Origin of the sequence: Prosthecobacter sp., assembly GCF_044236155.1 — a bacterium.
Lineage (GTDB): Bacteria > Verrucomicrobiota > Verrucomicrobiia > Verrucomicrobiales > Verrucomicrobiaceae > Prosthecobacter.
Map to the genome: position 1 here is coordinate 1 of NZ_JBIIHA010000002.1, position 17,544 is coordinate 17,544.

Genomic DNA, 17,544 nt, shown 5'->3' on the forward strand with positions numbered 1-17,544 from the left:
GACGCTTGGGCAAGCAGGTCGGCCATCCGACCTTTGTCCTCGAAAAACGGATGCAGCACCCGCGCCATACGGAAGAGCCACAGATGGACGCCACCTCCAGTAGCGGGGCAGGCGCTGAGCATCTCGTGTGCAAAGCGGGGCAAGTGGATGCCGTCGTGGATGCGGAAGCTCATGGCCGCCCCTCCTTGGCTTGAGCGTCTGCCAGCGCTTCGATATAGGTGCGCAAAGACATGCTCGAGATCAGCCGCGTGCCACGAACTTGTTGCGGGCTTCGCAAAGCCGCCGAGCGAATGGTGCCGGCATGAATGAGTTGATACAGCTTGGGCTTGGAAATCCCAAACAAGCGCTTCGCTTCACTGACGCGCAACCACTCTGGTGCGTTCATCTTGACCACTTCCTGTGGTCTGTTTTGGCATGAGTTTTGGTTCATGCGCACAAGATACCAAACCGGCCCCGTGCAAGATTTGGCGGCACATTTGCAAGAAGGCACTGCGGTTATGCCAGACTCATGCAGAAATAAGACCTGCCGTTGTCAGAGCGCGTCCGTAAGTTGCCAGATCAACACCCCACGGCGGACAGTTTTGCCGCCAGCCCGAGTCAAGCTCTTTTCCTGCCTTTGTTGCGCTTTGATGCCTTTATTGACTTTGTGGCATCATCCTGAGACGGCTTATAGAACCTGGCAAAACGCGGGCAGAAGGGTGCGAGACATTTCGCCAAATGCCAAAACTCAGCCTCGTCTTCAATCTCATCGGCGGTGCCGACGGCGGCCTGCTCAGCCGAAAAAGGTGCCAGCCCCATGGCGCTGCGTTGCCAGTTCAGCATCCTGAGCCGGAATTCAGTCCGGCGTTTACGGCTGTATTCACCACTGACATGCCGCACCGCCTCGTCGAGGGGGACCGGATATGAACGCGGAGGCCGGATCATCGACGCGCCCGGAAAATCTTTGTTTGGCACGCCGATGGAACTTACGGCCTCAACGGTATGAATGCCTGAGTCCCAGATCAAATGCATGTCGGCACATGCCAGGGGTGTGAGAGCGTTGCGCGCCTGCCAGGTGTGTTTGAGCAGCGCCACAGCCCCGGCGACATCGGGCTCCTTGATCCCCTTGAGTTGCGCCAGATGAATGGCCACCTCCGCAAGTTCGACCGCACTTACCCAGGGCTTATCCATGGCCTCAAGCTTCGTTGCCTCCGGCGTGTCTTTTTGATAGGGGCCCAGAAGCGTGCGCATACCCGGATTACTTGAGCCAAGAACGCAGATGTTCAAGACTTGTTCTACCGCAAGTTTTTGTCCAGATCCGCAGTTCATGCGAATCAATGAGTAGGCGGCACATGCCTGCATGACAAAACATGACAACTCAAGCTCATCAACTTGCGAAACCATGCGCATGCACCCGCGATTCCCTTTGCAGACAACGAAGGAAACACGCAGGTTTACGCATGGATCACAAACCCAAGCAAGGCCAACGGGCTTGCGTCATGCAGCACCCGGAGTGCCGAGCGAAAGCGAGCGCTCTCCTGGGACCACGCATCCACCCCGCGATCCCCGCCGTTTGAGATCATCTGGCGGCCTCCCCGAATCTGCGGGAGATCCAAAATCGAGCCATCAAAGCTCCAAGCTTGAGCCGGACCTGAGGTCAAATGATCTCCCCAACCGCCTCATTGACGAGACCCGGCGTGCCGGGCATGGAAGCGCCCGGCATGGATTCCCTGGCATCACTCGACAAACGCCACCTCTGGCACCCTTTCACGCCGATGCGGCCGTGGTGCGCGGAGGATCACACGCCGTTGATGCTGGTGGAAGGACGCGGCTGCCTGCTGCGGGACCAGTTTGGAAACGAATACCTCGACGGCAACGCGTCGATCTGGACGAACATCCACGGCCACAATCATCCCGTGATCAACGCGGCGATCATCGAGCAGCTCGGCAAGGTGGCGCACACTTCGTTTCTCGGCTTCACGCACGACCCGGCGATACGGCTGGCGAAGGAACTTGTGGAGCTGGTGCCCGGCGGGAAGCTGACGCGGGCGTTTTTCACCGACAATGGCTCCACCGCCATCGAGTCCGCCGTGCGCATGGCCTTGCAGTATTGGAAGCAGAACGGCCGGCCGGAGAGTGACACGCTGGTGGCCTTTGATCACGCTTATCACGGCGACACACTCGGCGCGGCGAGCCTCGGTGGCATTCCGCTCTTCAAAGGCAGCGGCAATGATTTTGGCTACCATGTGGTGACGGTGTCATGTGTCGAGGAGCTGGCGAGTCTCGATGCAAACCGGATCGCGGCTGTCATCATCGAGCCACTCATCCAAGGCGCGGCAGGCATGCGCCTGTGGCCACAGGGCATGCTGAAGGCGCTGGATCGATGGTGCGTGGCACAGGATGTCTTTTTGATCCTCGACGAGGTCATGACGGGCTTTGGCCGCACGGGGAAGATGTTTGCGTGCGAGCATGAGGAGGTGGTCCCCGACTTCCTCTGCCTCGCGAAGGGCATCACCGGCGGTTATCTGCCGTTTGCGGCCACCTTGACGACGGAGCGTGTGTTTGAAGGCTTCCTCGGTGATCCAAGCGAAGGCCGCACGTTTTTCTACGGTCACAGCTATGCCGGCAGCCAGCTCGGATGCGCTGCGGCGCTGGCGAGTTTGCGCGTTTTTCGCGATGAACGCGTGCTGGAGCAGCTTCCGGCCAAAATCGCCCGCTTGGGCGAGTTGATGCGCGATCTGCCTGCCTTCCGTCAGTGCGGCATGATCGCCGCGATGACGGTGGATGGCCCAGATTTGAGCCTGGGGGCGAAGATTTGCCTCGCCGCACGCAAGCACGGCCTGCTCACCCGTCCCATCGGCAACACCCTCGTGCTGATGCCGCCGCTTTGCGTCACGCTCGAGGAGATCGAGCGCATGGTTGGCGCGCTGAAGGCGGCGCTGGCTGAGGTGATGTAGATTCGATTGTGAATCGAATCGGTTTGGGACATCGGCTTCGATTACCAATCGAAGCTACTACGAACCGAGCAGCTTGAAGAACACCCAGCCGAGCAGCGCCGTGGCGGGGATGGTCATGACCCAGGCCCAGATGATGCTTTCGACAAGCGTCCAGCGGATGGAGCCCCAGCGCTTCGCGGCACCGACGCCCATGATCGAGGTGGTGATGGTGTGCGTGGTGGAGACGGGCATGCCCATGTAGCCGGTGGTGGCCAGGATGGTCGCCGCAGTGGTCTCGGCAGCGAAACCGTGCACGGGCTTCATCTTCACCATCTTGTGGCCGAGCGTCTTGATAATGCGCCAGCCACCCGCGTAGGTGCCGGCGGCCATGACGAAGGCACAGGTCATGATGATCCACATGGGGATGCTGGCGTTTTTGTCGGGAATCTTGAGGAAGCTGAGCCAGGCAGGCAACGAATCAAGATCGCCAGCCTGCGTGGCACCGAAGAGCGTGAGCATGATGACGCCCATGGTCTTCTGCGCATCGGCCATGCCGTGGCCAAAGCCCATGTAGGCGGCGCTGAAGATCTGCAAACCACCGAAGGTCGAGTTCACGGTGCGCGGACGCCAGTTGCGGATGAGCCAGAAGAGAAAACCCATGACGAAGAAGCCCACGAGGAGCCCGAGCATCGGGGAGGTGATCATGGGAATCACCACCTTGTGGTAAATGCCCTCCATGCTGACCTTGCCGCTCACTTTGTCGATCTTCTCGCGTGACCAGATGAGTACCTGCCAGTTCCCGTTGGCCGAGGCCACGCTGGCACCGATGAGGCCGCCGACGAGCGCATGCGTGGAGCTGGACGGCATGCCAAACCACCAGGTGATCAGGTTCCAGACGATGCCGCCGAGCATGGCGCAGAGGATCGTCATGGTGGTCACGGCGACGACCTTGTCATCGACGATGCCGCTGTGAATGGTCTTGGCCACGGCCTGACCGAAGAAGGCACCGATAAGGTTCATCCCGGCGGCAAGCACGAGCGCCTGCCGCGGCGTGAGCACCTTGGTGGAGACGACCGTGGCGATGGCGTTCGCGGTGTCATGAAAGCCGTTGATGTACTCGAAGGCGAGCACGACGAACAGCACGATGAAGAGCAGGAGCAACGCGGTGGTCATGGGGCGCGGGCGCTGCGATCAGGAGTTCTTCAGCACAATGTGGGCGACGACGTTCCCCGCGTCCCGGCAGCGGTCCACGACCTTTTCAATGAGATCGTAGAGATCCTTGAGGATGACGACCTGAACGGCGTCCTTCTCCTTGGTATAAAGATCGCGCAGGCAGTCCAGCATGAGCTTGTCAGCGTCGCCCTCGACCTGCTGAATCTTTTCATTCAGGGTCTTCACGCGCTCGAGGTGCAGCTTTTGGCGCAGCTCGGAGATCATGGTCACGACGACCTCGGCCGCAGTGTCCATGAACTTGATCTGGCGTGAGAAATCGACATTGACTAGGCGCTCGCGGCAGATGGACACACGCTCGGCGATTTTTTCGACGGTCTTGGGAATTTTGTAGAGCGCGTTGGCCAGCGCCTCGATGTCCTCGCGTTCCAGCTCTGTCACAAACGTGCGGCAGAGCGCTTCGTCGATCTGCTGGGTGATTTTTTTGTCCTCGCGACGCGTGGCGGAGAAGGCGTCGATGGTCTGGGCAGGGTCAGCCGGCTGGGAGAGCAGCTTGTTCAGGGCCTGGACGCTCTGGCGGGCCTGGGCCGCGCTGGCCTCCAGCAGGTCGTAGAACACATCCGTTTTGCCGAAGAGCTTTTGAAAGGAGATCATGTGGGAGAATGTGAGCCCAGGGTTGTGGGCGCGCCAGTTAGAGCGAGGGCTGGCATCTCTGTCAACACGGGCCAGCCCGCGTCATGTGCCGGAATTGTTGCAAAATAATGCCCGCCCCTGGCTAAACCAGGGGCGGGCATCAAAGAACAGGTTCTGGGGGGTAAATTAGCTGCTGGCCACAGCGTCGGAACCACGCTCACCAGTGCGAATGCGGATGGCGTCAAGCACAGGGCTGACAAACACCTTGCCGTCGCCAATCTTGCCAGTGTTCGCAGCTTTCACGATGGCCTCCACCACGGTGTCGGCACGGCCATCATCGACGACGACCTCAATCTTCACCTTGGGGAGGAAATCGACGGTGTATTCGCTGCCGCGGTAGATTTCGGTGTGGCCCTTCTGGCGGCCAAATCCTTTGACCTCCACGACGGTCATGCCTTCAACTCCGACTTCGGAGAGGGCTTCCTTCACATCTTCGAGCTTGAACGGTTTGATGATCGCTTCGACTTTTTTCATGGTTAACGCAATTAGGAGTGTGGTTCACGAATTGCAACGATCAGAACCGTGGGAAGTGATTTTCCCGGCCTAACCTTTTGCAGAAGCATGGTAAAGCCGGAACCGTGCCAACTCTCAAACCGATTTTTTTCAAACCTTGTTCCCGCGCTGCCGGGATCGAGTGCCGCGTTGCAAACCAAGGCCCACGCGCTTACACCTCGCCCGCATGTTCCGCCCCGCCCTGCTCCTGGTCTCCACGCTCCTCTGCCTCTCCTCCGCCCCGGCCCAGGATGACACCCCGGTGGAGCTCAAACTCCACTGGGAGCCGGGCCAGACCTACCTCCAGGAATCCGACACGGACACTACGAACTTCCTCACCGCCCTCGGCAAAAGCAGCGACCAGAAGCTGCGCCTACGGCAGACCACCGGCATCAGCGTCCAAAAGTCTGCCCAAGGCCAGACCGAGGCTCGAGTCATGATCGAGCAACTCGTCGGTGAAATGATTTATGAGGGTAAAACCCACACTTTTGACTCCAAAAGCCCTGCCACCTCCCATCCCGCGCTCCAGCAGATCCTCGGTGGCACCGCCGGACGCGGTTTCACCCTCGTGTATGATGACAAAGGTGCTTTTCTGGACGCCAAAGACACCGCCTCCATGGTCACCGGCGGTGTCGAGCCCGACCTCGTCTCCATCGCCAATGCCCGCCAGCTCGCCACCCTTTACCGACGCTCCTTGGAGATGGGCCTGCCGAAAATCCCCGTCCGTCCCGGCGACAAATGGATCTCTGACGAAATCGTCCCCTTCCCCCAGGCCGGCACCGTGCAGGTGAAGCTCAACGCCAAATTCGACGGCATCGTCGATCGCGAAGGCCATCGGCAGGCCCAGATTTCCTTTGAAGGCAGCATGAAAAACCAGCGGGACAAAGACAGCACCAGCGGCCGTGACCTCGACACCGAGCGCCCTGTCACTCTCGGCGAAGATTCCAAGGTCAACGGCCACGTCTTCTTCGACCTGGATCGCAAGACCATCAGCCTCGCCGTCTTCTCCGCCACCCTGCAGCTCAAAATCGAAGGCAAACCCATGCCCGTGCGCCAACAGGTCACCACTCGTCTCGTCTCGATGAAGCCCACCGCGGCCCCCTGAGTCACGCTACGAGTAGAAAATCATGCCCTTCGACCCAACCGCGTTGTGTCAGGTGCTCATAAATCGCCTCCCGAGCACCACGGGCAGCCACGCCAGCCAGGATGAAGCTCGTTTCACGCACCGGCAGGTCATCGGCCATGCGAACCACCCGCCCGTCGCGATGTTGACCTCGCTTTGTCTCATCCACGTCGATGAAACCCGTGATCACCTCCGCCAGGGCATCAAACCGCCGCCGGGTGACCCTTCCCGCACCCCACAGCCAGACCTCGCGGCCTGCGGCATGCGCAGCCAGCCAGCGCTCCAAGTACAGGCTCTTCATCTCATAAAAGGCCTCCACTGAATAGCGTCCATCTGTGCGCGACAAGCGCTGCGGCAGATCGTTCCACGTGAGCAGCTCCACATCGACCTTTCCAAACCGCACGCCCGCCTCCAGCCAGCGGAGCCACAGCTCATAATCCTCTGGAAAACCGCCATCGCGGTAGCCGCTGTGCTTCGTGATCAACTCACGCCGGAACATCACACTCGGATGCGCCACCGGTGCCTCCACAAAGCGTCGCAAGCTCATGTCCTCATGATTCGTCAACGCATTGATCCAGTCCACATGCGCAGCATAACCCGACTCCGTCCCGCCGAACTTCACACGGCACGAAACGAGCCCGAAATCGCGATTCGCGGCTAAAAACGCCCTCTGTGCCTCCAACCGCCGCACGTCCATCGAATCGTCAGCATCCATCCGCGCGATGAATTCGCCTCTGCATGCCCCAAGCCCGCGATTCAACGCCTCCACGATGCCCTTCGGCTCTTGCTTGATCAAAACGACCCGCGTGTCCGCATGCGCTGCGTGTTCAAGCAATGCCGTCGTGCCATCCTGCGAACCGTCATCCACGATGACCAGCTCCCAATCCGCCAAGGTCTGCCCGCGCACACTTTCAATCGCCGCCTCGACCGTCTCTCGCGCATCGCGAACAGGCATCAGGACCGAGATGGCGGGAGATCCGGGCATGGGGTCGATCAGACGGCTGACGGGCGCTTCATCTGATCGCGCCGACCATCCGCATAGGCGGTGAACACGGCTTTAATCTCATCCCGCACGCGGCGGAAGACGTTCATGATTTCGTCCTCGCTGCCGGTGGCGTGGGCGGGGTCGTCGAAGGGCCAGTGGTGGCGGTTGAGCTGGCCGGGATACATCGGGCAGGCCTGATCGGCGTTGCCGCAGACGGTGATGACGGTCTCCACGTCGCGGACGAGGAAGTCGTTCATGTGCTTGCTCGTGTGCGCGGAGATGTCGATGCCGATTTCCGCCATCGCCTTGATGCCGAGCGGATGCACGTAGCCCGCAGGTTTCGAGCCAGCGCTGGCAACTTCGAGGATGTCACCCGCCACATGGCGCAGCAGGCCTTCGGCAAGGTGGGAACGGCAGGAGTTGCCGGTGCAGAGGATGAGGACGAGGGGTTTGATGGTGGTCATGGGAAGAAAGAAATCTTGGAGCTGTCGAAATGACGAATGAGGAATTTAGAATGACGAATGAAGTCCGAAGGAGGGAATGACGAAGTTAGTGTGCCGTTGGAGCATTGGGGCTTGGGCATTCATTCGGCATTCATCATTCTGGTTTCGTCATTTTGGCCAGCGGCACGGCAACGAACGCGCCGAGCACCGTGGCCGTGAGATAGATCCAAAGATGCTCGAACTGGCCTGAGACAATGGCCGGAGCCAGCGAGCGGGCCGGGTTCATCGACGCGCCACAAATCGGTCCGGCGAACATCGCCTCGAGCGCGATGATTCCACCGATGGCGATGCCCGCCGTGATGCCTTTTTCCTTCGCACCAGTGGAGATGCGCAGAATGGCCAGCATGAGGATGGCGGTGAGGATGAGCTCCAACACGAAGCTCTGCATCGCGGAGCCGCTGGGAAGCGTCGCGCCGAGTTTGTCATGCGCGGGGAACAGCAAATGCAGCACACCGCTTGCGGCGAGGGCACCGGCGATTTGGGCCAAAACATAGCCGGGAACGCTTTTCCATTCAAAACGGCCTGCGACAGCAAAACCGAGCGTGACGGCCGGATTGAGGTGCGCACCGCTGACATCGCCAAACGTGTAGATCATCGCCATCACCACGAGGCCAAAGGTCAGCGCGATGCCCGCGTGGCCGATCACCCCGCCGCTGACGTCGTTGATGACGATGGCTCCCGTGCCTGCGAAGACGAGGATGAAGGTGCCGAGGAGTTCGGAGAGAAGCTTGTTCATGTCAGCAGCATTTGGAACCCGGCGTGCAGCAGGTTTGTGGCAGGCTTTGCGGTGTCGGAGAGCACTCGCCGGGCAGGCAAATGCCGCGGGCGAGGCAATCGGTGTGCTTCCAGCCGCAGCGGAAGGCCAGCGAGCCATCGATGATCTCTGCGCTCTCGACCGGGAACTGCGCCACGACGCCGTCTTCGTATTCGATTTCGACGGGCAGCTCATGATTTGGCAGCACATCGCCCGCTTTGTCGAAGATGGTGGCCAGTTTGCCGGCGTGGAGGCGATGATCGACATCGTCATGCACCCAGGTTTGCAGCAGGCAGGTCTCCAGCGTGCGCCGCGTGCCACCGCAGTCGATGAAGCGCTTCATAACGTGGCCCACCTCGGTGATGTGAAAGTGCGCGGGGATCAGGCCGCCGTCGGGAAGGACGAAGGCGAGCGGTTTGTCCGCATGCGACCGGAGTTGGGTGAGGAAGTCAGCGATGGTCATGAGGAATCAACAGCAGGTGGTTTTTTTGCCGCCGCAGGCCAGCCGGTCCACGCAGCGGAGGAAGTCGCCGAGGCAGTCGCAGGCAAGCGAGTAGTAAATGTTCAGGCCGCGCTTCTCGCAGTTCAGCACGCCAGCCTCGCGCATGAGCGTGAGGTGCTTCGAAACGGTGGACATGTCCGCGCCGACGAGGTCTTTGAGGTCACACACGCACATTTCGCCCTTCATGAGTGCCTCCGCGATGAGCAGGCGCGACGGATGCCCGAGCGCCTTGATCACGGCGGCGCGGTCTTCGAGCTTTTTCTTCGTGGTGGGCATGTATTTGGCGAATTAGCCAAATAAAGCGGGCGGGCAACAAGTTTCGCTCAGTGACCGGGCTTTACTTGCTGACCAACAGGGCGAGCGTCACTCCATGAAAACCATCCAGGTCTTTGATCCGCCCATGTGCTGCTCCACGGGGATTTGTGGGCCGAATATTGATCCTGATCTTGTGAACTTCGCGGCGGCGCTGTCGCAACTGGCGAACATGGGCGTGAAAATCGAGCGCCAGAACCTGGGGCAGCAGCCGATGGCCTTTGCGAAGAACGCGGCGGTGAAGGCGCTGCTCGAAAAAGAGGGCGCCACGGTGCTGCCAGTCATCTTCATCGACGGCGAGGTTTATATGAAGGGCCGCTATCCGAACCATGACGAGCGTCCGGTGTTCTTCCGCGCGGCGCTGGGCATCCCGGAGGAGGCCAAATCATGAAGTTGCCCGCTTACCAGCCTGATGCCGCCACGGCGACACGCTTCCTCTTTTTCACCGGCAAAGGTGGCGTGGGAAAAACCTCGCTGTCCTGCGCTGTGGCCTTGAAGCTCACGGAGGCAGGCAAACGCGTGCTGCTGGTGAGCACGGACCCCGCGTCGAACCTCGATGAGGTGCTCGAAACAAAGCTCACGAACGCGCCCACGCCCATTGTGGCTGCGCCGGGCCTCGATGCGCTCAACATCAATCCCGTGGCTGCCGCTGCGGCGTATCGCGAGCGTTTGATCGGCCCCATGCGCGGCCTGCTGCCCGAGGCGGCGCTACGCAGCATGGAGGAGCAGCTTTCCGGCTCCTGCACGGTGGAGATCGCGGCGTTTGACGAGTTCTCCGGCCTCATTGGTGATCCGAATGCCGCGAAGGCTTATGACCATGTCATCTTCGATACCGCACCGACCGGCCACACGCTGCGGCTCATGAGCCTGGCGAAGGCCTGGGACCAGTTTCTCGATAAAAACACCAGCGGCACCTCCTGCCTCGGCCCGCTGGCCGGATTGGAAAAGCAGCGCGGCATTTACGAGGCCACCGTGAACACGCTCGCGGATGCCACCGCGACCACGCTGGTGCTCGTGAGCCGTCCGCAACTCTCCGCGCTGCGAGAGGCCGAGCGCACCTCGAAGGAGCTGCGGGCGCTCGGCGTGGCGAATCAATGCCTTGTCATCAACGGCGTGTTCGCGACGAATTATCCGCAGGATGTCACTGCGCAGGCCATGCAGCAGCGCGGTGAGATTGCGTTGAATGCCGCGCAGGCCTTCATCGACAGCATGCCGGCCTTCATCGTGCCGCTGCGCTCCATCAACATCCTCGGCATCGGTGGGTTGAGAGCCTTGCTGACCAAAGATTTAACCACCGAGCCTCATGCGACTTTCGCCGAATGGTCTGCGCCGGAGATGCAAAGCCTCGCCGATCTCGTTAGTGGCATCGAGCAGCAAGGGCACGGCGTCATCATGACGATGGGCAAGGGCGGGGTCGGCAAAACAACCGTGGCAGCGGCGATCGCCGTGTTGCTCGCGAAACGTGGTCACAGCGTCCACCTCAGCACCACCGATCCCGCCGCGCATATCGCGCAAACGCTTGTCGGGCAGGTGGAAGGCCTCACGACGAGCAAAATCGATCCCGCTGCCGAAACCGCCGCCTACACCGCCGAGGTCATGGCCAATCAAGGCATGCAAATGGATGCCGCAGGCCGCGCCTTGCTCGAAGAAGACCTCCGCTCGCCCTGCACGGAGGAGATCGCCGTGTTTCGCGCCTTTGCGCGTGAAGTGGGACAAGGTACCAAACGCTTCGTCGTGCTCGACACCGCGCCCACCGGCCACACGCTGCTCCTTCTCGATGCCAGCGAGGCTTACCAGCGCGAACTCGAGCGCCAGGCCCGCAGCACGCAGCCCGAGGAAGTGCTGAAACTCCTCGAACACCTGCGTGATCCCGCTTTCACGCACATCCTCCTCATCACCCTGCCCGAGGCCACGCCCGTGCACGAAGCCGCCGCCCTCCAGGCCGATCTCCGCCGTGCCCGCATCGAGCCCTACGCGTGGGTCATCAATCAAAGCCTCCTCCACAGCGGCTCCTGCGATCCTTTGCTGCAACGCCGCGAGCAGTCCGAGCACCGCTACATCGACGAAGTCATCGAAAAACAAGCCACCCGCACCGCCTGGCTGCCCTGGCAGGCCGAGGAACCCATCGGGCCGGAGGCGCTGGCCGCGCTCGCTGCATCAAGCCTGCATGCGGAGGTGGCGTGAGCGAATCCCTCACGCATCCCGATGCGTCGGCGTCGGTTTGCCTGGGCGGAAGTGCTCTTCGTGATCGAGCGTGGCTTTGAGGCCGAAGAATTGCGATGCAGTGGCTTCGACGCCGGCTTTCACGGCTTCCATAAGCGACGCCGGATCTGCCTCAGCACGCAGATTGACGATCAACTGGCCGCCGGTGCTCGGTTCGTCGAGTTCCATGCCGAGTTCGGCCACATAGTCGCTGCGCACGAGATTGATGCTCGCTAATTCGCCCGCGATGCCGTCGTCGGGGCTGAAGGTCATCTTGAAATGGGCGATCTCGACGCCTGCGAGCTGCAAGCGGCCCTGCACATGCGTGGCGAGCTTTTTGAGGAAGTCGTTCGCGTCGAACTCGTCATCCGATTTCAGTGTGACGGTGGCATTCAGCCAGCCGAGGAGGGCTTCGCCATCGGCATAGACTTCGTAATCGACGGCCATGGGATTGCGCCGCGCCTGCTCGTCGGTCATGAGGCTGGCGAAAAGCTCGTCGAGGCCGGTTTCCTGACGTGGCGAGGCCGTGACAACCTTCGCGAGCGGGAATTCCTTCGTCAAAACGGCCCGCAACTCCTCGCGCTGCGTTTCGTCGATGAGATCGCTTTTGCTGATGACGATGATGTCGGCCTCCTCGAGCTGCTTTTTGAAGATGTAGGCCACTTTGGATGAAAACGTGCCGCCGTCATCGAGACCGAACACACGCCGGGCGCGGATCGGGTCCACCAGCACACTCAGCGGCGCGATGGTGAAGGCATCGCCATACATGCGGCGCAGCGGATACGTCACCGTGGCGACGAGGTCGGTGCAGCTCCCCACCGGCTCCGCGATGAAGACATCGGGCTTCGTTCTGGTCGTGAGCTTGCTGGCGGCATCGACGAGCGTGTTGAAGCGGCAGCAGAAGCAGCCGCCCGCAATTTCCTCCGTCGCATAGCCCTGACCGCGCAGCAGCTTCGTGTCCACGAGGCCACCTGCTTGATCATTCGTGATGAGGCCGACCTTGAGCCCCTGATCGCTCAAATGCCGCGCCAGCCGGCCGACGGTGGTCGTTTTGCCGGCTCCGAGGAAGCCTCCGATCATGATGTAGCGTGCGCGTTGGGACATGGGTTGTTTTTATTTGCCAGATGTGGCAAATAAACAAGCGCCAAGCACGCATCTTGCGCAAAAATCGTCCACACTGTATTTCCGCCGCATGCCCGCCCGCAAAACCTTCGACTGCCTCAGCGCCATGCGAGCCCTGGGCGAGCCGACGCGGCTGCGCCTCGTGCGGCAGCTCATCGCCGGGGCAAAGCCCGTGACGGAGCTGTGCGACACGCTTCACGTCACGCCCTACAATGTCTCCAAGCACCTCCGCGTGCTCAAAGAAGCGGGCCTGCTCGAAGTCGAGAAACAAGGCCAGCAGCGCATCTACGCCCTCGCCACCGCCTTCCGCGAGAAGCTCTCGAACAACGCCAAAACGCTCGATCTCGGCTGCTGTCAGTTTCATTTCGACAAGCTGCCAGACTGAAGCAAGCGCAAAGAATGCGCATTGAAGGCCAGCGAGAATGCCTGGGCGGGTTGTAGGCTCCAAGCATGAGACTTGCCTGCTTTTTACTGCTGGTGGCGCTGTGGGGTTCCGCGCATGCGGGGACCGGATATGATCTGCGTTGCGAGGACGCGAAGTGCGGATTCACCGCGTCGATCGGCATTGGCGGCGGACGGATGTTTGAAGAAGCAACCGGCTACTGCCCGAAGTGCGCCAAGGTCGTTTCCGTGACGTGGAAACGCGATGGAAAGCCAAGGAGTGCGCCGGCGCGGTTCTGGGATGCGTTGACTGGGCGCTTGCGGGAGATTTTCCGCTGCCAGTCCTGCCAGGGACCGTTTGTGAAGATCGAGCAGATCGAGGACTTCAAGCACTGCCCCAAATGCGGAAAAGCCTCGCTGAAGGCACGGCGGACGGTGCTCTACGATTGAGATGCGGGTGGCAAGAATGGCCCCGGAGTGCCCAAGCGCCGGTTGGAGACCCGGACGGGGCCCGAGTAGTATGTGCCTATGAAAAAGCCGACTTTTGCCTGTCTGGTTCTTGCTGCTCTCGCGGTGATGCCCGTCGCCCAGCTTGGCGCGGAGGAGTTTCCGGAGGAGCCGGTGATCGTGCAGGCCGATCTGGATGGTGACGGGACGGCGGAGATGATTTCCCGGCGCAAACTGGGCGCGGACAACCAGCTTGGCACCTTTTACCAAGTTCTTGTCAAAGATGCGCGAGGAAGCGTGCTGTGGCGCAGTCCTGAGGAGCTGGACACCGAGCACCCGCTGGCCTTCGGGGAGTGGGATTTCGGCATCAGCCTGCCGCAGTTTGCCGCGGATGTGGATCAGGATGGCACGGTGGAGTTGATCGCGCCGGCACCGCAGAGCGATGTCTCACCCACCTATTTCCGCATGCTGAAATGGACCGGCACGGCGTTCAAACCCCACCAGTCCAAGGCGCTGACCGGCAAGGCGCAGAAGGGCGCGGCCTTTCGATGGTCGGAAAGGCCGTCTTCGTCGTCCTACTGGGTGGAAAAGTGGATCGGCACGAGCGCGGAAGGCGGCTGGGTGGTGAAGCTCGCAAGCCTTGCCCAGAGCACGGACGGTGAACGCATGATGATGGCTGTCGCCGTGCTTGCCACGAAGGGGGATGGCTTCGAACTGGTGCGCTGGATCGAGACGCCCGAGGCGCTGGGAGCGGGCGGCGATGAATCCGCTGGTGTGCGACCGGACTCCTATCGGGCAAAACTCAGCGCGGCGGATCATGCGAACTCGACGGGCGTGCCGCTCAAGAACGTGCTGGAGGTGCTGCGGCAGGATCGTGCGAACGTGCACCGTGGCACGCATCGCGACCGGGAGGACGATGTGGATGTGTTTTTCACGACGCCGGAAAACCGGGAGGCGATGGCGCAAATGGAGTTGCGCGTGGTCGGCGGAGCGAAGGCCGAGTCGGCCATCCTGAGAGGCCAGCCCGTGGTGGAGGTGCAGATCTCGAATGACGGCCTGCAGGTGGAAATCATTGAACCGTGAGATTTCGAAGATGAACCCGAATCCAACACCTGCCTGCGCGAAGTGCGGCGCCCCGCTGGCCGCCGGGACGCGTTTTTGCGAGCAATGCGGCGCGGAAAACGTGGTTCAGCCCGTGCCTGCGGCTCCTCCGGGCCGTGGTGTCTCGCCGCTCGGATTGATCATCGCGGCATTGGTGGCAGGCGGGATCGCGTTTGGCCTGTTCACGCAACGTGAACGCCTCATGGGCCTCATCAAAGCCGCGTCCGCGGCTCCGGCAGCGCCTCCGGCTGATCCAGCGGTGAAAGCAGCCGAGGATCTCGCTGACGCGACGCTTTGGCTGCAAAAGCAACCGTGGCTGCTGGAACTGCGGAAGTCGATGCCGCGCGGTGTGGGCATGACGATGCACGCGGAGCCGTATGACGCGGAGGGCTGGTCGGAGGTGGCGCTGCGTGAGACGCATTCCGAGGACTCGGGCTATGATCCGAACGTGAGCCCGATGATCGGCCTGTTTCGCATCTCACGCACGGAGCAGCGCATCGAGTGGATGGAGCCGGTTTCAGGCGAGTATGTGCCTGTGGAGCAGTTTTTGGCGCATCGCGGCCTGACATCGGGCGCGGTGGCGCAGGTGCCCGCTTCGAAGAACAACTCTGCGCAAGCAGCGATCCCAGGCGGAGACTTCGAGTCCACGGCCACCAGCGGCCCGAACAGTGACACAGCGGTCATCGTGGCTGATCCGACACGGAAGGGAAATCACATCGCGTGCATCACCGGGCCGGATGAGATGAGTTTTGACCTGCCGCTGCGGCTGCCACCGGGAACACCGGAGGCCACGATCTCCCTGCGGCTGCTGCATCCGATGAGCACGAAACTCATCCGCTTTGACGACGGGCACGTGCCGGAGGGCATCCGCCTGCGTGTGCGGCTGGTGAATGACATCGGCAACTCAATCATCCGGGACGCCATCGTGCGGCCCACGGGCCAGTGGCGTGAGATGGAGTTCGCATTCTACGACCTGCCGCAAAAGGTCGTCAGCGTGAGCGTGGAGGCGATCTGGATGGAAGGCCCGGTGTATTTTGACGACGTGAAACTCATCCCCACCCAACCATGAACCGAGACTTCAAAATCGCTCGCCGCGCCTGGATCGTGACCGTGATCTTTTTCCTTGCCTGCTTTGTGCCGTCGCTGGGCGACTGGGACATGATGAACGGCGGCTTTGCGATGATCGTGTTGTGCGGTTTTGGGTCGCTGACGGCGTTTATCACCGCGCTGATGTTCCGCAGCCGCGGCAAACTGGCCGCGAGGCTTGTGAGCGGCACGGGGGAATTCATCACGGAGTGGAAGATCCCGGCGGAGCTGTGGCGTGAGATTTTGCAGCTCCAGTATGAGGAGGAAAAATCGGCCAAGAAGGCGCTGCTGCGCATCGTGTGGTTCTTCTGCGTGCTCTTTGGCGTCGGTTTCATGGTGTATGATCCCGAGGCGGGAGTGTGGGTGGCGGCGATCATGCTGCTGATGATGGTCCTCACGGGTCTGGCGGCCACTTTGACACCTGGTGCGCGGCTGCGCCGGCTCAGCGGAGTGGAAATGTGCGCCCGCGTGGGAAAAGAGTGCGTGATGCTCGGTGACGAGCTGCACTCGTGGTCCATGCCGGGCTCCTGGCTGCAAGGCGCCCAATTGGAAGAGGAGGAGGGCCGCCGCTGGCTGCGTGTGAATTATGCGTTCATCACCCGTGCCGGCATTCAGGAGGAGCAGGTGCTGCTGCCGGTGCCGGAGAGTGAGATGGGCAAGGCGGAGCTTGCCGCGGCGGAACTGACGAAGCTGAAGCGCGACAAGCCGCCTGCGGTTCAAATTTAGGCGGGGATCAGCGATCCCAGGCAAAGACCCACACGCTGCGCCATGGCTCGCCGGGCACCGCGAGCTGGTAGAGGCCCGCGGCGGGCAGCGAGTGCGCGGTCACGGCCTTGGGCGGCAGCACGATCTCCACGCCGGTGCCATGGTGGCCTTCCTTGGTGCTGCGCAGCCGTGCTTTGAGCTCGCGATCCGTTTCATTGCTCAGCGAGAGCGCGGCTCCTGCCGGCAGGTGCACGTCCCGCACGCCGGGATAGATGGCGGCAGGGCCGATGCGGATCATGCGGTCACCCAGTTCGGGATACGCGGCCACCGGCTGCCAGGCGAGCACAAACCACGCGGCGAGCGCGAGGATGGCCGTGCCGGACGCCGGCAGCGAGACGCCCCATCCACGCGTTTTTCGATCCTGACACACGCGGCCGAGCGGATAGCCGTAAAAGAGATGCGCGACGAAGGCGATGATGACAGTCTGCGAGAAGGCGCGAAGCCCGAAGAGCTCACCGAAGGGCGTGATGACAGCCATCGCCTCCAGGCCGAGGCCCCACAGCACGCCCCAGCCCCAATGACGCCCCGTCATGAGCAGCGCGTAGATCCAGCCGAAGGTGATGCCATTGCTGATGTGATAGGTGAAGCCAGCGAGGTCGGTCCACGGCGTGGCGTGATCAAGGCCAGACACCCACATGCCGTAGGCGCGGATGGGTGGAAAGGGATTCAGGCCCATCAGGTGCAGCGGCACACGCACCGCGTCGTAGCCCACCGTGCCCCATAAGCCGCCCACGAATCCCAGGCGCAGCCGCTCGGTGAGAAAGCGATCGCCTTTCGATGACGAAAACCACCACACCGCGAGAATCACCAGTGAGCAAGGCAGGGCGACGGGCAGGAGCAACGCGTGCATCGTGCTGATTCCGGCGACGTGGCAGATCAGCAGCGCGATGGAGCCGAAACTGGCGAGCCAGGCGGCCAGGGGCAGAGGGCGGAAGAAGGTGTTCATTGGATCGTGGTGCGCAATTCTGGCAGGATGGTTGGCATTGTGGTG

At 61.6% G+C, this 17,544-nt stretch carries 21 protein-coding genes; 9 read left to right on the forward strand and 12 right to left on the reverse strand.

Annotated features, from left to right (window positions below):
* Positions 1-169: 169 nt before the first annotated feature.
* The gene (locus ACILSE_RS01800; protein ID WP_395715627.1) at positions 170-430 is read right to left on the reverse strand and encodes a helix-turn-helix domain-containing protein; all 261 of its coding nucleotides are present in this window, start codon (positions 428-430) and stop codon (positions 170-172) included.
* A gap of 167 nt (positions 431-597) precedes the next feature.
* Positions 598-1,389, reverse strand: a complete 792-nt coding sequence (locus ACILSE_RS01805; protein ID WP_395715628.1) for a hypothetical protein — start codon at positions 1,387-1,389, stop codon at positions 598-600.
* A gap of 251 nt (positions 1,390-1,640) precedes the next feature.
* On the opposite strand from ACILSE_RS01805, the gene bioA reads away from it, so the two are divergent.
* The gene (gene bioA / locus ACILSE_RS01810) at positions 1,641-2,936 is read left to right on the forward strand and encodes an adenosylmethionine--8-amino-7-oxononanoate transaminase (RefSeq protein WP_395715629.1); all 1,296 of its coding nucleotides are present in this window, start codon (positions 1,641-1,643) and stop codon (positions 2,934-2,936) included.
* A gap of 57 nt (positions 2,937-2,993) precedes the next feature.
* On the opposite strand, the gene ACILSE_RS01815 is transcribed toward bioA, so the two are convergent.
* From ACILSE_RS01815 to ACILSE_RS01825, 3 genes are all read right to left on the reverse strand, one after another.
* A complete protein-coding gene (locus ACILSE_RS01815) occupies positions 2,994-4,088 on the reverse strand; it encodes an anion permease (RefSeq protein WP_395715630.1) in 1,095 nt (364 codons plus the stop codon).
* An 18-nt stretch (positions 4,089-4,106) separates the two neighbouring features.
* Positions 4,107-4,739: a DUF47 domain-containing protein gene (locus tag ACILSE_RS01820; RefSeq protein WP_395715631.1), complete on the reverse strand. Its 633-nt coding sequence runs from the start codon at positions 4,737-4,739 to the stop codon at positions 4,107-4,109.
* A gap of 165 nt (positions 4,740-4,904) precedes the next feature.
* Positions 4,905-5,252 (reverse strand): P-II family nitrogen regulator, encoded by a 348-nt coding sequence (locus ACILSE_RS01825; protein WP_395715632.1) that lies wholly within the window; start codon positions 5,250-5,252, stop codon positions 4,905-4,907.
* 205 nt (positions 5,253-5,457) lie between these two features.
* Between ACILSE_RS01825 and ACILSE_RS01830 the strand changes: the two genes are divergently transcribed.
* On the forward strand, positions 5,458-6,375 hold the full coding sequence (locus ACILSE_RS01830) for a hypothetical protein (RefSeq protein WP_395715633.1): 918 nt from the start codon (positions 5,458-5,460) through the stop codon (positions 6,373-6,375).
* 1 nt (position 6,376) lies between these two features.
* Here ACILSE_RS01830 and ACILSE_RS01835 read toward each other — a convergent pair whose 3' ends face one another.
* The 5 genes from ACILSE_RS01835 to ACILSE_RS01855 form a co-directional block, all read right to left on the reverse strand.
* Complete coding sequence (locus tag ACILSE_RS01835; RefSeq protein ID WP_395715634.1) at positions 6,377-7,378, reverse strand: glycosyltransferase family 2 protein; 1,002 nt, start codon at positions 7,376-7,378, stop codon at positions 6,377-6,379.
* Positions 7,379-7,386: 8 nt separating this feature from the next.
* Positions 7,387-7,842 (reverse strand): arsenate reductase ArsC, encoded by a 456-nt coding sequence (locus tag ACILSE_RS01840; protein WP_395715635.1) that lies wholly within the window; start codon positions 7,840-7,842, stop codon positions 7,387-7,389.
* Positions 7,843-7,975: 133 nt separating this feature from the next.
* Positions 7,976-8,617, reverse strand: a complete 642-nt coding sequence (locus tag ACILSE_RS01845; protein WP_395715636.1) for an MIP/aquaporin family protein — start codon at positions 8,615-8,617, stop codon at positions 7,976-7,978.
* Between the two features lies 1 nt (position 8,618).
* Positions 8,619-9,098 (reverse strand): DUF6428 family protein, encoded by a 480-nt coding sequence (locus ACILSE_RS01850; protein ID WP_395715637.1) that lies wholly within the window; start codon positions 9,096-9,098, stop codon positions 8,619-8,621.
* A 6-nt stretch (positions 9,099-9,104) separates the two neighbouring features.
* Positions 9,105-9,413 carry an ArsR/SmtB family transcription factor gene (locus tag ACILSE_RS01855; protein ID WP_395715638.1) on the reverse strand — a complete coding sequence of 103 codons (309 nt, stop codon included), beginning with the start codon at positions 9,411-9,413 and terminating at the stop codon, positions 9,105-9,107.
* A gap of 94 nt (positions 9,414-9,507) precedes the next feature.
* Between ACILSE_RS01855 and arsD the strand changes: the two genes are divergently transcribed.
* Together arsD and arsA are read left to right on the forward strand one after the other, a co-directional pair.
* Positions 9,508-9,840 (forward strand): arsenite efflux transporter metallochaperone ArsD, encoded by a 333-nt coding sequence (arsD, locus tag ACILSE_RS01860; RefSeq protein WP_395715639.1) that lies wholly within the window; start codon positions 9,508-9,510, stop codon positions 9,838-9,840.
* Positions 9,837-11,633: an arsenical pump-driving ATPase gene (gene arsA / locus ACILSE_RS01865; RefSeq protein ID WP_395715640.1), complete on the forward strand. Its 1,797-nt coding sequence runs from the start codon at positions 9,837-9,839 to the stop codon at positions 11,631-11,633. The genes arsD and arsA overlap by 4 nt, the downstream gene beginning before the upstream one ends.
* Positions 11,634-11,642: 9 nt before the next feature.
* Here arsA and ACILSE_RS01870 read toward each other — a convergent pair whose 3' ends face one another.
* Positions 11,643-12,755, reverse strand: a complete 1,113-nt coding sequence (locus ACILSE_RS01870; RefSeq protein WP_395715641.1) for a GTP-binding protein — start codon at positions 12,753-12,755, stop codon at positions 11,643-11,645.
* 88 nt (positions 12,756-12,843) lie between these two features.
* Here ACILSE_RS01870 and ACILSE_RS01875 point away from each other — a divergent pair, with 88 nt between their 5' ends.
* The 5 genes from ACILSE_RS01875 (at position 12,844) to ACILSE_RS01895 (ending at position 16,514) form a co-directional block, all read left to right on the forward strand.
* The gene (locus tag ACILSE_RS01875) at positions 12,844-13,158 is read left to right on the forward strand and encodes an ArsR/SmtB family transcription factor (protein ID WP_395715642.1); all 315 of its coding nucleotides are present in this window, start codon (positions 12,844-12,846) and stop codon (positions 13,156-13,158) included.
* 65 nt (positions 13,159-13,223) lie between these two features.
* Complete coding sequence (locus ACILSE_RS01880; protein ID WP_395715643.1) at positions 13,224-13,604, forward strand: hypothetical protein; 381 nt, start codon at positions 13,224-13,226, stop codon at positions 13,602-13,604.
* A gap of 78 nt (positions 13,605-13,682) precedes the next feature.
* Positions 13,683-14,684, forward strand: coding sequence for a hypothetical protein (locus ACILSE_RS01885; RefSeq protein WP_395715644.1), 1,002 nt, complete (start codon positions 13,683-13,685; stop codon positions 14,682-14,684).
* A 10-nt stretch (positions 14,685-14,694) separates the two neighbouring features.
* A complete protein-coding gene (locus ACILSE_RS01890; protein WP_395715645.1) occupies positions 14,695-15,771 on the forward strand; it encodes a hypothetical protein in 1,077 nt (358 codons plus the stop codon).
* Positions 15,768-16,514, forward strand: coding sequence for a hypothetical protein (locus ACILSE_RS01895; RefSeq protein ID WP_395715646.1), 747 nt, complete (start codon positions 15,768-15,770; stop codon positions 16,512-16,514). Before ACILSE_RS01890 ends, ACILSE_RS01895 begins: the two co-directional genes overlap by 4 nt.
* Before the next feature lie 7 nt (positions 16,515-16,521).
* Here the strand turns inward: ACILSE_RS01895 and ACILSE_RS01900 are convergent, their stop codons facing one another.
* The gene (locus ACILSE_RS01900; protein WP_395715647.1) at positions 16,522-17,499 is read right to left on the reverse strand and encodes a hypothetical protein; all 978 of its coding nucleotides are present in this window, start codon (positions 17,497-17,499) and stop codon (positions 16,522-16,524) included.
* Positions 17,500-17,544: the final 45 nt, after the last annotated feature.